Origin of the sequence: Micromonospora sp. CA-111912 (genome assembly GCF_050948415.1) — a bacterium.
In the GTDB taxonomy this organism is placed as follows: Bacteria; Actinomycetota; Actinomycetes; order Mycobacteriales; family Micromonosporaceae; genus Micromonospora.
On the sequence record NZ_CP192007.1, the window covers coordinates 361,980 to 375,555 of the forward strand.

The 13,576-nt window shown below is 72.5% G+C and carries 15 protein-coding genes; 9 read left to right on the plus strand and 6 right to left on the minus strand.

Annotation, left to right across the window (positions count from 1 at the left end):
* Window positions 1–54: 54 nt before the first annotated feature.
* From ACQPZO_RS01725 to ccsB, 5 genes are read left to right on the plus strand one after another with little or no spacing between them, the layout of a single operon-like run.
* Complete coding sequence (locus ACQPZO_RS01725; RefSeq protein ID WP_387020633.1) at window positions 55–702, plus strand: histidine phosphatase family protein; 648 nt, start codon at window positions 55–57, stop codon at window positions 700–702.
* A complete protein-coding gene (locus ACQPZO_RS01730; protein WP_433346414.1) occupies window positions 702–1,277 on the plus strand; it encodes a TlpA family protein disulfide reductase in 576 nt (191 codons plus the stop codon). Before ACQPZO_RS01725 ends, ACQPZO_RS01730 begins: the two co-directional genes overlap by 1 nt.
* Window positions 1,277–2,134: a cytochrome c biogenesis CcdA family protein gene (locus tag ACQPZO_RS01735; protein WP_433346416.1), complete on the plus strand. Its 858-nt coding sequence runs from the start codon at window positions 1,277–1,279 to the stop codon at window positions 2,132–2,134. The genes ACQPZO_RS01730 and ACQPZO_RS01735 overlap by 1 nt, the downstream gene beginning before the upstream one ends.
* Window positions 2,134–3,807: a cytochrome c biogenesis protein ResB gene (resB, locus tag ACQPZO_RS01740; protein WP_433346417.1), complete on the plus strand. Its 1,674-nt coding sequence runs from the start codon at window positions 2,134–2,136 to the stop codon at window positions 3,805–3,807. Before ACQPZO_RS01735 ends, resB begins: the two co-directional genes overlap by 1 nt.
* Window positions 3,807–4,781 (plus strand): c-type cytochrome biogenesis protein CcsB, encoded by a 975-nt coding sequence (ccsB, locus tag ACQPZO_RS01745; RefSeq protein ID WP_433346419.1) that lies wholly within the window; start codon window positions 3,807–3,809, stop codon window positions 4,779–4,781. The genes resB and ccsB overlap by 1 nt, the downstream gene beginning before the upstream one ends.
* A gap of 73 nt (window positions 4,782–4,854) precedes the next feature.
* Here the strand turns inward: ccsB and ACQPZO_RS01750 are convergent, their stop codons facing one another.
* The 3 genes from ACQPZO_RS01750 to ACQPZO_RS01760 all read right to left on the minus strand — a co-directional run bounded on the left by ACQPZO_RS01750 (window position 4,855) and on the right by ACQPZO_RS01760 (window position 7,158).
* Complete coding sequence (locus ACQPZO_RS01750; RefSeq protein ID WP_433346421.1) at window positions 4,855–6,243, minus strand: hypothetical protein; 1,389 nt, start codon at window positions 6,241–6,243, stop codon at window positions 4,855–4,857.
* Between the two features lie 108 nt (window positions 6,244–6,351).
* Window positions 6,352–6,555: a hypothetical protein gene (locus tag ACQPZO_RS01755; protein WP_350883477.1), complete on the minus strand. Its 204-nt coding sequence runs from the start codon at window positions 6,553–6,555 to the stop codon at window positions 6,352–6,354.
* A 126-nt stretch (window positions 6,556–6,681) separates the two neighbouring features.
* A complete protein-coding gene (locus ACQPZO_RS01760; RefSeq protein WP_433346423.1) occupies window positions 6,682–7,158 on the minus strand; it encodes a MarR family winged helix-turn-helix transcriptional regulator in 477 nt (158 codons plus the stop codon).
* Window positions 7,159–7,248: 90 nt separating this feature from the next.
* On the opposite strand from ACQPZO_RS01760, the gene ACQPZO_RS01765 reads away from it, so the two are divergent.
* Window positions 7,249–7,824 (plus strand): carboxymuconolactone decarboxylase family protein, encoded by a 576-nt coding sequence (locus tag ACQPZO_RS01765; protein WP_433346425.1) that lies wholly within the window; start codon window positions 7,249–7,251, stop codon window positions 7,822–7,824.
* Between the two features lie 52 nt (window positions 7,825–7,876).
* On the opposite strand, the gene ACQPZO_RS01770 is transcribed toward ACQPZO_RS01765, so the two are convergent.
* Entirely contained in the window at window positions 7,877–8,737 is an 861-nt protein-coding gene (locus ACQPZO_RS01770) for an alpha/beta fold hydrolase (protein ID WP_433346427.1), read from the minus strand.
* Between the two features lie 246 nt (window positions 8,738–8,983).
* Between ACQPZO_RS01770 and ACQPZO_RS01775 the strand changes: the two genes are divergently transcribed.
* Together ACQPZO_RS01775 and mqnP are read left to right on the plus strand one after the other, a co-directional pair.
* Window positions 8,984–10,447: a menaquinone biosynthesis decarboxylase gene (locus tag ACQPZO_RS01775; RefSeq protein WP_433346429.1), complete on the plus strand. Its 1,464-nt coding sequence runs from the start codon at window positions 8,984–8,986 to the stop codon at window positions 10,445–10,447.
* On the plus strand, window positions 10,444–11,358 hold the full coding sequence (gene mqnP / locus ACQPZO_RS01780) for a menaquinone biosynthesis prenyltransferase MqnP (RefSeq protein ID WP_433346431.1): 915 nt from the start codon (window positions 10,444–10,446) through the stop codon (window positions 11,356–11,358). The genes ACQPZO_RS01775 and mqnP overlap by 4 nt, the downstream gene beginning before the upstream one ends.
* Window positions 11,359–11,424: 66 nt before the next feature.
* Here the strand turns inward: mqnP and ACQPZO_RS01785 are convergent, their stop codons facing one another.
* A complete protein-coding gene (locus tag ACQPZO_RS01785) occupies window positions 11,425–12,393 on the minus strand; it encodes a terpene synthase family protein (protein ID WP_433346433.1) in 969 nt (322 codons plus the stop codon).
* 131 nt (window positions 12,394–12,524) lie between these two features.
* Between ACQPZO_RS01785 and ACQPZO_RS01790 the strand changes: the two genes are divergently transcribed.
* The gene (locus ACQPZO_RS01790) at window positions 12,525–13,178 is read left to right on the plus strand and encodes a UbiX family flavin prenyltransferase (RefSeq protein WP_433346435.1); all 654 of its coding nucleotides are present in this window, start codon (window positions 12,525–12,527) and stop codon (window positions 13,176–13,178) included.
* Between the two features lie 66 nt (window positions 13,179–13,244).
* On the opposite strand, the gene ACQPZO_RS01795 is transcribed toward ACQPZO_RS01790, so the two are convergent.
* The gene (locus ACQPZO_RS01795; protein WP_387020667.1) at window positions 13,245–13,511 is read right to left on the minus strand and encodes a BldC family transcriptional regulator; all 267 of its coding nucleotides are present in this window, start codon (window positions 13,509–13,511) and stop codon (window positions 13,245–13,247) included.
* Between the last annotated feature and the right edge of the window lie 65 nt (window positions 13,512–13,576).

Sequence of the window (13,576 nt, forward strand, 5' to 3'; positions counted from 1 at the left end):
GAGGAGTGAGCCGGTTCTGCGAGCCCCGCAGTCGCGAACGAAGGGGGCGCTGCGGTGAGCAAGACGGTGGTCCACGTGCTGCGGCACGGCGAGGTGCACAACCCGGATCAGATCCTCTACGGCCGGCTGCCCGGCTTCCGCCTGTCGGAGCTGGGCGTGCAGATGGCCAAGGCGGCGGCCCAGGGGCTCGCCGAGCGGGACGTGGTGCACGTGGTGGCCAGCCCCCTCGAACGTGCCCAGCAGACCGCCGAGCCGATCGCCGGGCAGTTCGGCCTGCCCGTCGGGGTGGACGAGCGGCTGATCGAGAGCGCCAACTGGTTCGAGGGCAAGAAGGTCTCCCCGGGCGACGGGTCGTTCCGCGACCCGCGCAACTGGTGGGTGCTGCGCGACCCGGTCACCCCGTCCTGGGGCGAGGCGTACCGGGCCATCGCGGAGCGGATGTTCGCCGCCCTGCACGCGGCCCGGGTCGCCGCCGAGGGGCGCGAGGCCGTGCTGGTCTCCCACCAGCTCCCGATCTGGACGCTGCGCCGCCACGTTGAACGCAAACGGCTCTGGCACGACCCGCGCCGGCGGCAGTGCGGCCTGGCCAGCCTCACCTCGTTCCACTTCGACGGCGCGAAGATCGTCGGGATCGGCTACAGCGAGCCGGCCGCCCACCTGGTCGCCACATCGCCGACCGCCCGGACGGCCAAGGGGGCCTGATGCGAGCCCGGAGGTGGATCGCGGGACTCCTCGCGGCCGTGGCCACCACGGCGGCGCTGGCCGGCTGCTCCTCCGACAGCCAGGAGCAGCGCTGCACCACCACCGACGGCGTCATCGAGTGCGCCCCCGACCAGCGGTCCACCGCGCCGAAGCTGTCCGGTGAGCTGCTCACCGGTGGCAGCTACGACGTCACGACGGACCGCGGCCAGGTGGTCGTGGTCAACTTCTGGGGCTCCTGGTGCTCGCCCTGCCGGGCCGAGGCCGACGACCTGGAGGCCACCTACCAGGCCACCAAGGCTTCCGGGGTGACCTTCCTCGGCATCAACGTGCAGGACAACCGGGACAAGGCGCTCGCGTTCGAGGAGGGCCGGGTCACCTACCCCAGCCTCTTCGACCCGCCGAGCCGGCTCGCCCTCGCCTTCGACATCTCGCCCACCACCATCCCGGCCACCGTCGTGCTGGACCGGGACGGCAGGGTGGCCGTGGTCATCCGGTCGCCGGTGACCCAGGAACGGCTGCAACCGATCGTCGCGCGGATCGCCGCCGAACAGCCCCCGCCCAACGGCTCCCGCTGATGGGCGGGACCTTCCACGACATCGCCCAGAGCGGGCCGCTGCTGCTGGCCATCGGCGCGGCGGCACTCGCCGGGCTGGTCAGCTTCCTGTCCCCGTGCATCCTTCCGCTGGTCCCCGGCTACCTCTCCTACGTCACCGGCCTGGCCGGCGCAGACCTGGAGGGCCGGGACGCGCCGGCGACGCCCCCCGCCGGCGCCCCCGGCCCCGGACAGGGCGCCGACGGCGGCGGCGTGGCGGTGCGGGAGCGGACCCGGGAACGGGGCCGGACGGCGGCGGCGGTCAAGGGCCGGGTGCTCGCCGGGACGCTGCTCTTCATCGCCGGGTTCACCGCCGTCTTCACCGCCACCGCGATCCTCTTCGCCAGCGTCGGCCGGGTCTTCATCCAGTACGAGCGGGCGCTGGAGATCGGCGCCGGTGCGCTGGTCATCGTGCTCGGGCTGGCCTACGTCGGGGTGCTCCCCGGCCTCCAGCGGGAGTTCCGGATCCACCGGCTGCCCGCCGCCGGCCTGCTCGGGGCCCCCGTCTTCGGCGCGGTCTTCGCCCTGAGCTGGATGCCCTGCACCGGCCCCACGCTCGCGGCGGTCCTCGGCATGGCCACCCCCGGCGGGCAGACCGACCGGGCCGTAGTGCTCGCCGTGGCGTACTGCCTCGGGCTGGGGATACCGTTCGTCGTCTTCGGGCTGGCCTTCCACCGCCTGCTCGGGGTGTTCCGCGCCGTCCGGCGCAACAGCCGCTGGGTCACCCGGGTCGGCGGCGTACTGCTGGTGCTGATCGGCCTCGCGCTGGTCACCGGCGGGTGGACCAACTTCGTCATCTGGTTGCAGACGACGTTCGGCGTGGGCGAGGTGAGCATCTGATGACGATCGTGAAGGACCGGCCCGTGCCCCCGGCCGAGGCGCCGCGCCGCCGGCCCAACCGGGCGCTGGCCCTGCTGCGAAACTCGTGGCGGCAGCTCACCAGCATGCGTACGGCGCTGATCCTGCTCTTCCTGCTCGCCGTCGCGGCCATCCCCGGCTCGGTGCTGCCGCAGCGCGGGGTGAACCTGGAGAAGGTCAACCAGTACTTCGTCGACCACCCCGAGCTGGCCCCGAGGCTGGACCGGATCGGCGCGTTCGAGGTGTTCGGGTCGGTCTGGTTCTCCGCCATCTACCTGCTGCTGTTCACCTCGCTGATCGGCTGCATCCTGCCCCGGCTGCGCGACCACGTCCGCGCCCTGCGCACGAAGCCGCCGGCCGCGCCCAAGCGCCTGGAGCGGCTGCCCCAGCACGCCGTGCGCACCGGCGTCGTCACCGACGCCGAGGCCGTCGCCGCCGAGCTGCGCCGGCGACGCTGGCGGGTCGTGGTACGCGGAAACGAGGTCTCCGCCGAGAAGGGGTACCTCAAGGAGACCGGCAACCTGCTGTTCCACACCTCGCTGATCGCCGTGCTGATCGGGGTCGCCCTCGGCTCCTGGTTCGGCTGGCACGGCAACAAGCTGCTGGTGGCCGGCGGGGAGAACGCCTTCTGCAACACCCGGCAGCAGTACGCCGAGGCCAAGCTCGGCCCCCAGGTGGACAGCGCCGACCTGCCGCCGTTCTGCCTGACCCTGAACCACTTCGACGCGCGGTTCCTGGAGTCGGCCCAGCCCGAGTTCTACCGGGCCACGGTCGACGTGCAGGAGGCCGGCCGGGCCACCCGCACCGAGACCTTCTCAGTCAACTCCCCGCTGCGCCTCGGCGACGCCAACGTCTACCTGCTCGGCCACGGCTACGCCCCGGTGCTGCGCTACACCGACCGGTACGGCAAGACCCAGACCAGCGCGGTCCCGTTCCTGACCAGCGGGGACGCCACCCTGACCAGCGAGGGACTGGCCGCGTTCCCGGACGTCAACGTCGACCCGAAGACCGGCAAGCGGGACCCGAACCTCCAGGTCGCCTTCGAGGGGCTCTACCTGCCCACCGCGCCGCAGCAGGGCCCGTTCAACCGGTCGGAGTTCCCGACCGAGGACAACCCGGCGGTGGTGCTCGTCGCGTACCGGGGGAACCTGGGCATGGACGCCGGCATCCCCGGCTCGGTGTACAAGCTCGACCAGCGCCAGGTCACCAACGGCAAGCTCAAGCAGGTCGGCGACAAGAAGCTGGCCCGCGGCGAGAAGTGGACGCTGGACGACGGCAGCGTGCTGGAGTTCGTCGGCACCAAGCCGTACGTCACCCTCTCGGTGCGCTACGACCCCGGCTCGATGCTGCTGCTCGGCAGCTCGACGGTGCTGCTGGTCGGCCTGATGGGCTCCCTGTTCGGCAAGCGCCGGCGTGTCTGGTTCCGGGTTACGCCGACCGGATCGGGTGAGGCGGCCGACCCCGCCGACGGATCTCCGACGGGCGGTAGTAGCTTGTTGGAGGCCGGTGGCCTGCCGCGCACCGACTATCCGGGGTTCGCCGACGAGTTCGCGCAGCTCGTCGCTGCCGTCGGTGGCGACGGTGAGCCGGGCGAGCGGACCGGCGGGGGCCGCGACGCACGCGGCCCGGCCGGGACGCGAGAAGGAGCCGAGTGATGTCCGCACTCTCCGACCAACTGGTCACGTTCGCGATCCTGGCGTACCTGGTCGCGATGATCTGTCACGCCGTCGAGTACGCCCTGGGCAACGCCAGGGCCGTCGCCCCGGCCGCGCGCGAGCTGGTCGGCGCGGGAGTCGGCGGGGCCGGCGGCCTGGTCGACGCGCCGGCCGCCCCGGTCGCACCACCGGCCCGGGTCGACCGCTCGGCGGAGCGGGCCCGGCTGTTCGGCCTCGTCGCGGTCGGGATCACCGTCCTCGCCGCCGCGCTGCACCTCGCGGCCACGGTCACCCGCGGCATCGACGCCGACCGGATGCCCTGGGGCAACATGTACGAGTTCGTGCTGACGATCTCGTTCATCGGGACGGCGGCCTGGCTCGGCGTGCTGTGGAAGCGCCCCTCGCTGCGCCGCCTGGGGCTGTTCCTCACCCTGGTGATGGTGCTGCTGCTCGCGTTCGCCGAGCTGAAGCTGTTCGTCGAGGTGGTGCCGCTGATGCCGGCGCTCCAGTCGTACTGGTACATCGTGCACGTGTCGACGATCAGCTTCTCGTCCGGCATCTTCCTGCTCGGCGCGGTGCCGGCGATCGCGTTCCTCATGCGCAACGGGTACGAGCAGGGAAAACGCAGCTTCCCGTACACCCTGGCGCAGCGGCTGCCGGCGGCGGCCGGCCTGGAGCGGCTGACCTTCGTGCTGCACGCCTTCGCGTTCCCGGTCTTCACCTTCGCGGTGATCGCCGGCGCGATCTGGGCGGAGGCCGCGTGGGGCCGGCCGTGGGGCTGGGACCCGAAGGAGACCTGGGCGTTCATCTCCTGGGTGGTGTATGCGGGCTACCTGCACGCCCGGGCCACCCCGAGCGTGCGGCGGAACGTGGCCACCTGGCTCGCCATCCTCGGCTTCCTCACCATGCTGATGAACCTGTTCGGGGTCAACTTCTTCTTCACCGGCCTGCACTCCTACGCCGGCCTCGACTGACCCGGCACCGTCGAACCGATCCGGTGACCGCCGGGGGCCAACTGGCCCCCGGCGGTCACCGTGTTCGGGGCGGTCAGCCCAGCGTCACCGCGGCCACGTCGTTGGCCGGGTTGTCGTCGGTACGCGGGTACGGGTTGACCCGCACCTCGCCCGCCGCACCGGCCGGGCCGTCGATCCGCAGGTCGAACGCCACGGTGAAGGTCTCGCCGGCGGGGAAGACCAGCCCCGGCTTCCCGCAGTACCAGTAGACGGGCGCGCCCTCCTCGCCGTCGCTCGGGGAGCACTGGGTCGGGTGGTTCGTCACGGTCGTCCCTGCCGGCGGGACAAACCGGAAGCTGGCCGAGCCGCCGCCGGAGACGGTGTCGTCGGGCACGCCGGGACCGTCGTTGCGGATGCCGACCTGGACGTGGACGGTGTCGCCGACCGCTCCGGTGGCAGTGGCCCCGAACGCCACCACGTCGAACGCGCCCCGGACGCCGCGTAGGTAGTACTGCCCCCAGGCGTCCTCATGCTCGGCCGTGAGGACGTCCACCGGCTCGCCGACCGCCCGCAGCCGCAGCTGGCGGTCCGCCTCCCGGCGGGTGAGCTTCACCCCGGCGGGCAGCGGGCCGGCGGTGGCCAGCGGCTCGACGAACTGGGTGATCCGCTTGTTCCCGAGAGCGGCCGGGGTGACCCTGGTGGGGATGCCGCCGCGCGCCTCGTAGCGCTGGCCCGGGGCGAAGCCGCCGCGCACCGTGCAGACCATCACGGTGGCGAGCACCATCGGATCGGTGCCGTAGCGGCAGTTGCGGTACGCCTTCGGGGCGAGCCCGACCGGGAAGCGCAGAGTCACCCGCAGGTCCTCGATCGGCTGGTCGCCGCCGTTGACCATGGCCACCGGCACGCCGATCCGGTCGCCCACAGCTGGCCCCGGCACGTACGCGTCGACCAGGTCGACCGCGGCCGGGCCGGTGGCCACGGTGACCGTGGCCTGCTGCGTGGCCGGCTCGACCTGGTCGGCGGCGACCGTGTAGCCGAGCGTGCCGGTGACGCCGTCGGCGGCCCCCGGCACGGCCCGCAGCACCACGGGCACCGTGCCGTCGATGGTGCCGAACTCGTCGGGCGTCGCCGTCGGGGGCATCGGGCAGGTCGCGACGGTGGCCCCGGTGACGCACCAGTCCGGGAAGGTGGCGGTGGCGACGCCGGCCAGCCCGGTCAAATCGAAGCTGACCCGGGGGGCGACCGCTCCGACGCTGGTCATGCTCAACGCGGCGGTCCGGCCCGGGGCGCCGGCCGCGCCGATGGTGGTGTCATAGAGCACGGCGCTGACCCAGCCCGGGTCGCTCTCGGCCGCCGCCGGGGCGGCGACGCTGGCCACGGCGGTCGCCGCGACCAGCCCCACCACGCCGAGGCGGGCCGCCAGGGAGCCGCTGCCGGACGGGATTACGGTCACCCGGCCGCGTGGAACGCGTACAGATCCCATCGATCTCCTTCGTCAGGGAAACCGACCCGGAGAAACCGGCGGGCACCCCGCAGGCCGGATCGGTGCCCTGATCCTAGGGACCGGGGGTGACAGTCACCGCTTCCTTTATCAGGGCCGGGCAGCCCTCGTCGCGGTGAGGATCCGGTCCACCTGCCGGGTGACCTGGTAGGCCACCTCCGGCACGTCGGGCAGCTCGATCCGCTCGGCGCGCATGGTGAGCTGGGCGTGCAGTTCCCGGGCCACCGCGTCGCGGATCCGGACCAGCAGGGGGGAGAGGCCGTCCGGGTCCCCGGACACGTACGCGTCGCTCATGCCCTCATCGTGCCCCCTTGAGCGGTTCCTCGGCCCGCCGTGCCCGGCGCTGCGATATGTATAACTACAGAGCCAAGAACGCCAGTTGTGCGAAATGCGGTGGCAGTCGACTGAGTCGGGATCGGGTCAGGTGCCGAACCAGCCCGGGACGTCGAGGCGGAAGATGTCGGCGGCAGCGACCGTGTGCAGGTCGTCCTCGATGGCGGCGACCCGCTCCGGGCCGAGGACGGCCGCCCAGCGGTCGCGTAGCGCGTCGAAGGTCACCGCCGAGCGGGCCAGCCCGTCGCGACCCCGCGCGGTCATCCGGACCAGCTTGCGGCGGGCGTCGCGCGGGTCGTCGGCGCGTTCCAGGTAGCCGAGGGCGACCATCCGGTCGACCGTCTTGCCGGCGGCCTGCTTGGAGACGCCGAGGCGCTGGCCCAGCTCGGTGGCGGTGGTGCCGTGGGGGCCGACGGCTTGGAGGACGAAGCCGTGCAGCGGGCGCATCTCGGGGTGCCCCTGCCGGGCCAGCTCCGCGTGCAGGTCGTCGATGAGCGTGCGGAAGCCGGCCAGCAGCAGCAGGGGCAGTGCGAAGCCGGGGCGGACGGGATCAGTGGTTGCCATGTTCGACAACCACGTTTACTGTTTGGACAACCACGTTGACGATCGTACGTCACGGCCGGTGTCACGTGCCTACCGGAGAGCAGGTTCCCCATGCCCAGTCCCGCCTTCACCGCCCACACCCCCGACACCGCGCCCGCCGCCGCCCGGCCGACCATCGAGGGGGTACGGCAAAAGTTCGGCTACCTGCCGGCGCCGGTTGCCCTGATGGCCGAGTCGCCGCAGCTGCTCAAGGGCTTCCTCACCATCAACGGGATCTTTGAGCAGAGCAGTCTCGACCCGTTGGAGCGGGAGGTCGTCGTACTGACGGTCGCCACCCGCAACGAGTGCCACGTCTGCGTGGCGATGCACACCGGCACGCTGACCGGGCAGGGCGCCGACCCGGTGCTGATCGGTGCGCTCCGCTCCGGCACCCCGCTGCCCGAGGTGCGGCTGGAGGCGCTGCGGCTGTTCACCCTGGCTGTGCTGGACCACCGGGGCGCGGTCCCGGACGACACGATGCGCGCCTTCCTCGCCGCCGGCTACCGCCCCGGTAACGCCCTCGACGTGGTTCTCGGCGTCGGCACGTACACCATCTCCACCTTCGCCAACCGGCTCATCGACGCTCCGCTCGACCCCCAGCTCGCCGACCACGCCTGGACGCCCACCCCGGTGGCCGCCGGCGGCTGAACCGGCCGTCGCCCAGACCGCCGGACCGCTGGGCCGGGCACGGGCCGGTGGGTCAGGCCGGGCGGAGGAAGTCCAGCAGCAGCGCGAGGAGTTCGTCCGGCCGCTCCTCGTACAGCCAGTGACCGCAGTCCTCGACCACCTCGCCACGGACCGTCGTGGCGTACCGGCGGACCTGCTCGGCCACCTGCTCGCCGAGGCTGGCCCGACCGCCGACGGCCAGCACCGGCATGGGCAGCGGCGTCGCCTGGTACGCGGCGTTGTCTTCGATGTCCTGACCGAACGCGCGGAAGTGCGCGAAGCTCGCCCGCAGGTGCGCCTCGTCCCGCAGGTGCCGGGCGTACTCCTCGACGTCGTCGGGGCCGATGCTGCCCTTGTGGACCATCAGGGCGTCGGTGAACCGGTCCACCCAGAGCGTCTCCCGGCCGCTGACGAGCTGCTCGGGCAGCCCGTTGGTGAGACTGAAGAAGCCGAAGTTCCACACCCCCGGGCCGGCCGGGGTCAGCGCGGGGAACGCGTAGACGCTCTCGTCGGGGATCGGCGCCTCGCTGAGCACCAGCCGGCTGACCCGGTCCGGGTGGGCGGCGGCGTACGCGTAGGCGACCATGGTGCCGACGTCGTGGCCGACCAGCCGGATGTCGCCGGCCACGCCCAGCTCGGCGAGCAGCCCGTGCAGGTCGGCGGCGAGGGTCTTCTTGTCGTACCCGGCGGCCGGGGCATCGCTGTCACCGAAGCCGCGTAGGTCGGGGGCGATCACGTCGAAGTGCCGGGCCAGCCCCGGCAGCAGCGCCCGCCACATGTACCAGGACTCCGGGTAGCCGTGCAGCAGCACCAGCGGCGGCCCCTGCCCGCCCCGGACGTGGTTGATCATTACCTCGCCGACCGGCACCCGTCGCTCGCCGAACCCCTCGGACACCCGTCCCCCACCCACCTGATCCCCTCCCTGGCACCCCAACCCCACCCACTGCAGAGGTCACCGTGGGTTACTGAGAGATTACCGTTCGGCGGGGGTTCGGGGGGAGCTGTAAGCGGGGGAGGGCCTGCCCGCCGTACCTTGGCCGGGGCGGGAGGGAGGTCCGCCGAACACGGCGACGGGTGATCTGCGTCGGCACGGGGCACCCGGAGCGGCGGTTCCGGCGGCCGGTGGGGGAGACTGGCTGTCATGGCGGCTCGTGGCTTCCCGTACACCGATCTGAAGGACTTCCTCGCGGCCCTGGAACGGGCGGGGGAGCTGCGCCGCGTGAGCGTGCCGGTCGATCCCACGCTGGAGATCAGCGAGATCGTCACCCGGACCGTGCGGGCCGGCGGGCCGGCGCTGCTCTTCGAGCGGCCCACCCGGGGCGAGATGCCGGTGGCGCTCAACCTGTTCGGCACCGAGAAGCGGATGGCGATGGCGCTCGGCGTCGAGAACCTCGACGAGATCGGCGAGCGGATCGGCAACATGCTCAAGCCGGAGCTGCCGATGGGCCTCTCCGGGATGATGGACGGCCTCGGCAAGGTCATGCAGCTCAAGTCGATGCCGCCGAAGAAGGTCAAGACCGCCCCCTGCCAGCAGGTGGTCTACCGCGGCGACGACGTCGACCTGAACCGGCTGCCGGGGTTGCAGGTATGGCCGGGTGACGGCGGGATCTTCCACAACTTCGGTCTGACCCACACCAAGCACCCGGAGACCGGCAAGCGCAACCTGGGGTTGTACCGGTTGCAGCAGCACTCGCGGAACGCCGTCGGCATGCACTGGCAGATCCACAAGAACTCCACGGCGCACCACGCGGTCGCCGAGCGGCTCGGCCAGCGGCTGCCGGTGGCGATCGCCATCGGCACCGAGCCCGCGGTCGCCTACTCGGCCAGCGCACCGCTCCCCGCTGACATCGACGAGTACCTGTTCGCGGGGTACCTGCGCGGCGAGCGGGTCGAGATGGTGGACTGCCTGACGGTTCCGCTGCAGGTGCCGGCGCACGCGCAGATCGTCCTGGAGGGCTACATCGAGCCGGGCGAGCGGCTCCCGGAGGGCCCGTTCGGCGACCACACCGGCTTCTACACGCCGGTGGAGCCCTTCCCGGTGATGCACATCGAGTGCATGACCATGCAGCGCGACCCGGTCTACCACTCGATCGTCACGTCGCAACCACCGCAGGAGGACCACGGCCTCGGCAAGGCCACCGAGCGGATCTTCGCGCCGCTGCTGCGCTTCCTGATCCCGGACATCGTCGACTACGACCTGCCCGCCGCCGGGGTCTTCCACAACTGTGTGATCGTGTCGATCCGCAAGCGCTACCCGAAGCACGCGCAGAAGGTGATGAACGCCATCTGGGGCGCGCACATGATGTCGCTGACCAAGCTGATCGTGATCGTCGACGAGGACTGCGACGTGCACAACTACAACGAGGTCGCGTTCCGGGCGTTCGGCAACGTCGACTACGCCCGCGACCTGCTGCTCACCGAAGGACCCGTCGACCACCTCGACCACGCCTCGTACCAGCAGTTCTGGGGCGGGAAGGCGGGCGTCGACGCCACCCGGAAGCTGCCCACCGAGGGCTACACCCGGGGCTGGCCGGAGGAGATGACCATGGCCCCCGAAGTCGTCTCCCTGGTCGACAAGCGCTGGAAGGAGTACGGGATCCGATGACCGCCGCCGTCACGGAACCCGTCGAGCGCCCCAGCCGGGTCAAGTCCTTCCTCAAGCTCGTCGCGATCGAACACTCCGTCTTCGCGCTGCCGTTCGCGTACCTGTCGGCGCTGACCGCGATGCAGGTCCACGGCGGGCGGGTGCGCTGGGGTGACCTGCTGCTGATCACCGTGGCGATGGTCGGGGCGCGGACGTTCGCGATGGCCGCCAACCGCATCCTCGACCGGCGGATCGACGCGCGGAACCCGCGTACCTCCTCCCGGGAACTGGTCACCGGGGCGGTGAGCGTGCGGACGGCCTGGACCGGCGCGGCCGTCGCGCTGGTGGTCTTCCTCGCCGCCGCCGCCCTGCTCAACCCGCTCTGCCTGGCGCTCGCGCCGCTCGCCGTGGTGCCGCTAATCGTCTACCCGTACGGCAAGCGGTTCACCAACTGGCCGCACGCGATCCTCGCGGTCGCCCAGGCGGTCGGCCCGGTCGGCGCGTGGTTCGCGGTCACCGGCACCTTCGCCGGCTCGTGGCCGGCCTGGCTGCTCGGCGCGGCCGTCGGCCTGTGGATCGGCGGCTTCGACCTGATCTACGCCTGCCAGGACGCCGACGTGGACCGGAAGATCGGCGTGCACAGCGTCCCCGCCCGGTACGGGCTGCGCTTCGCCCTGCACGCCTCCACCGTCACGCACGTGGTGACGTTCGCGCTGTTCATCTGGTTCGGGGCGCTGGTCGGGTTCGGCTGGCTCTGGTGGATCGGGCTGGCGCTGACCGCCGTCGCGTTCGGCTACCAGCACCTGGTGGTGTCGCCGACCGACCTGAGCAAGGTCAACCGGGCGTTCTTCACCGCGAACGGGTTCGTCGGCATCGCGCTGTTCGTGCTCGCCCTGCTCGACCTGGTGGTACGGCTCGGCCTGCGCCCCTGAGCTGGCCTGCGCCCCTGAGCCGTTCCGCGCCCCTGAGCCGGCTTCTGGCCGGGCCGGCGGGCGCCGTCAGTCCCGGGCCGCCGGGGTGGGGTAGCGGGCGCTCTCCAGGGTCCACTCGATGGTGCCCCGGACGGCGTCGGCGACCCCGTCGAGGTAATCGGTGACGGCCCTGTCCAGCGCCGGGCCGAACGACGGCACGGTCGCGCGGAGCTCCACGAAGCGGCGCATCGCCGCCCGCCAGCGCTCGGCGGCCAGGTCGATCGCGGCGGCGACCGGGACGCCCCGCTCGGCGGCCAGCGCGAGCACCAGGTTGTGCCCGCCCGAGGTGGCCCGGTCCCGCTCCAGCGAGGCGAGGTCGTTGTACCAGGAGAGCAGGTCGTTGCCGAGGTCGGCGATCTCGCGCAGCAGCGGATGGTGGTACACCGCGTCGGGCAGCGAACGGCCGGTGACGAACTCGGTCAGCGGGTACGACACGTACGCCGCCGAGGTGGCCCGGCGCAGCTCGACGTACCGGGCTACGTCCGGCGGCCGACCGGCGGCCTTCTCCACCGCCTCCTGCCACGTCCCGTGCAGGTGGTGGCCGACCGCGTCGGAGAACCGCAGCCGCCAGCGGGCCGGCATCCGGCGGCGCGGCTCCCGCCAGGCCCGCACCAGCAGCCGGCGCAGCGGGCCGGTGAGCCCCGGGTGGCGGATCCGGTGCCCCTCCCGCAGCAGCCACAGCGTCCCGTCGCGCAGCTCCCGGATCTGCTGCGGGGTCAGCCGGTGCGGGCCGTCGCAGGCGTCGTCGACCAGGAAGAACCAGGTGAACAGGGCGGCCACCACCCGCAGGTCGGCCTCGGTGGCCTGCGGGTAGAGCCGGCTGGCGTAGCGGGCGAAACCCGCGCGGGACAGCCGGTCCAGCGCCGGGCCGTCCAGCGGCAGTCCGAGGCCGGGCAGCCGGTCGTCGAGCCACCGCTGCACCCGCTCGGCGTGCGGGGACAGCCTCGGCGCAATGGGGCAGTGGGAGCGAAGCGACCAGAGGATGTCGCCGGTCATCATCGATTCCTCCCAGGGGCGTGGGATCGCGCCCACGGCAGCATGGCAGGTCGATGCCGTCGGCGGGAGGCCGGCCTGCGGAACCGGGGTCGGCCGACGGACGCCCAACGTGACCAGGCAGGCTGGACGGTATGCGTGAACCATGGGTGGTGGGAGTCTCCGGTGCGTCGGGCACGCCGTACGCCGCCGCGGTCCTGAGCGGGCTGCTGGACGCCGGCGAACCGGTGGACCTGATCGTGTCCCGCGCCGCGCGGCTGACCATCCTCGACGAGACCGGGCGGGTCTTCCGCGACGGGCACTGGGCCGAGGACCTCGCGGCCTGGCTCGGCCGGGACCTGGGCGACGCCGACGTGCGGCACTGGCCCGCCGGTGATCTCGCCGCCGGCCCCAGCAGCGGCTCCTACCGGGTACGCGGCATGGCGGTCGTGCCGGCCAGCACGGCCGCCTGCGCCGGCATCGCGATCGGGCTGTCCAAGGACCTGTTGCAGCGGGCCGCGGAGGTCAACCTCAAGGAGCGCCGGCCGCTGGTGGTGGTGCCCCGCGAGACGCCGGTGACCCGTAGCCACCTGGAGCACCTGATCGCCCTGCACGACGCCGGGGCGGTGGTGCTGCCCGCCAGCCCGGGCTTCTACGGCGTCGGCGCGTCCGCCTCGGCACGGCAACTCGTCGACTTCGTGGCGGGGAAGGTGCTCGACGCCCTGGGCGTACCGCACATGTTGTTCCGGCGCTGGTCCGGCGAGCTGGGCACCGGCCGTACCGGCGGTCCGGACGCCGACCGCCGCTGAGCGGAGACGGTGTCGTCGGGACGCGGACCGGACGGGCCGGTCCGCGTGCCCCGTCAGTGCACCTGGTCAGTACATCCCGGCGTTGGCCGGGCCGGGGCCGGTCGATGCCGCGGGGCCGACGTTATGTGTCTTTCCCATATCGTCCGCCTCGTCCAGCATGCCCTCCCCTTCCAGCAGGGCCCGCACCTCGGATTCCCGAAACCGGCGATGCCCGCCTGGAGTCCGGATGCTGCCTATCCGGCCGGCCGCCGCCCATCGCGTCACCGTCTTCGGGTCAACCCGAAACAGTGCGGCAACCTCACCCGGTGTCAGCAGGCGATCTCCAGTGTCCACAGCCCCCTCCTCGCGTCGACGAAGCCCTCGGCTGAACACACTGCCCCCGGCCGGTGCGAGCCCAG

Excerpts from the sequence above, each read along its gene's own strand:
- ACQPZO_RS01730 (WP_433346414.1), top strand. The coding sequence starts at position 702 with ATGCGAGCCCGGAGGTGGATCGCGGGACTCCTCGCGGCCGTGGCCACC.
- ACQPZO_RS01735 (WP_433346416.1), top strand. The coding sequence starts at position 1,277 with ATGGGCGGGACCTTCCACGACATCGCCCAGAGCGGGCCGCTGCTGCTG.
- resB (WP_433346417.1), top strand. The coding sequence starts at position 2,134 with ATGACGATCGTGAAGGACCGGCCCGTGCCCCCGGCCGAGGCGCCGCGC.
- ccsB (WP_433346419.1), top strand. The coding sequence starts at position 3,807 with ATGTCCGCACTCTCCGACCAACTGGTCACGTTCGCGATCCTGGCGTAC.
- ACQPZO_RS01750 (WP_433346421.1), bottom strand. The coding sequence starts at position 6,243 with ATGGGATCTGTACGCGTTCCACGCGGCCGGGTGACCGTAATCCCGTCC.
- ACQPZO_RS01755 (WP_350883477.1), bottom strand. The coding sequence starts at position 6,555 with ATGAGCGACGCGTACGTGTCCGGGGACCCGGACGGCCTCTCCCCCCTG.
- ACQPZO_RS01760 (WP_433346423.1), bottom strand. The coding sequence starts at position 7,158 with ATGGCAACCACTGATCCCGTCCGCCCCGGCTTCGCACTGCCCCTGCTG.
- ACQPZO_RS01765 (WP_433346425.1), top strand. The coding sequence starts at position 7,249 with ATGCCCAGTCCCGCCTTCACCGCCCACACCCCCGACACCGCGCCCGCC.
- ACQPZO_RS01775 (WP_433346429.1), top strand. The coding sequence starts at position 8,984 with ATGGCGGCTCGTGGCTTCCCGTACACCGATCTGAAGGACTTCCTCGCG.
- mqnP (WP_433346431.1), top strand. The coding sequence starts at position 10,444 with ATGACCGCCGCCGTCACGGAACCCGTCGAGCGCCCCAGCCGGGTCAAG.
- ACQPZO_RS01785 (WP_433346433.1), bottom strand. The coding sequence starts at position 12,393 with ATGACCGGCGACATCCTCTGGTCGCTTCGCTCCCACTGCCCCATTGCG.
- ACQPZO_RS01790 (WP_433346435.1), top strand. The coding sequence starts at position 12,525 with ATGCGTGAACCATGGGTGGTGGGAGTCTCCGGTGCGTCGGGCACGCCG.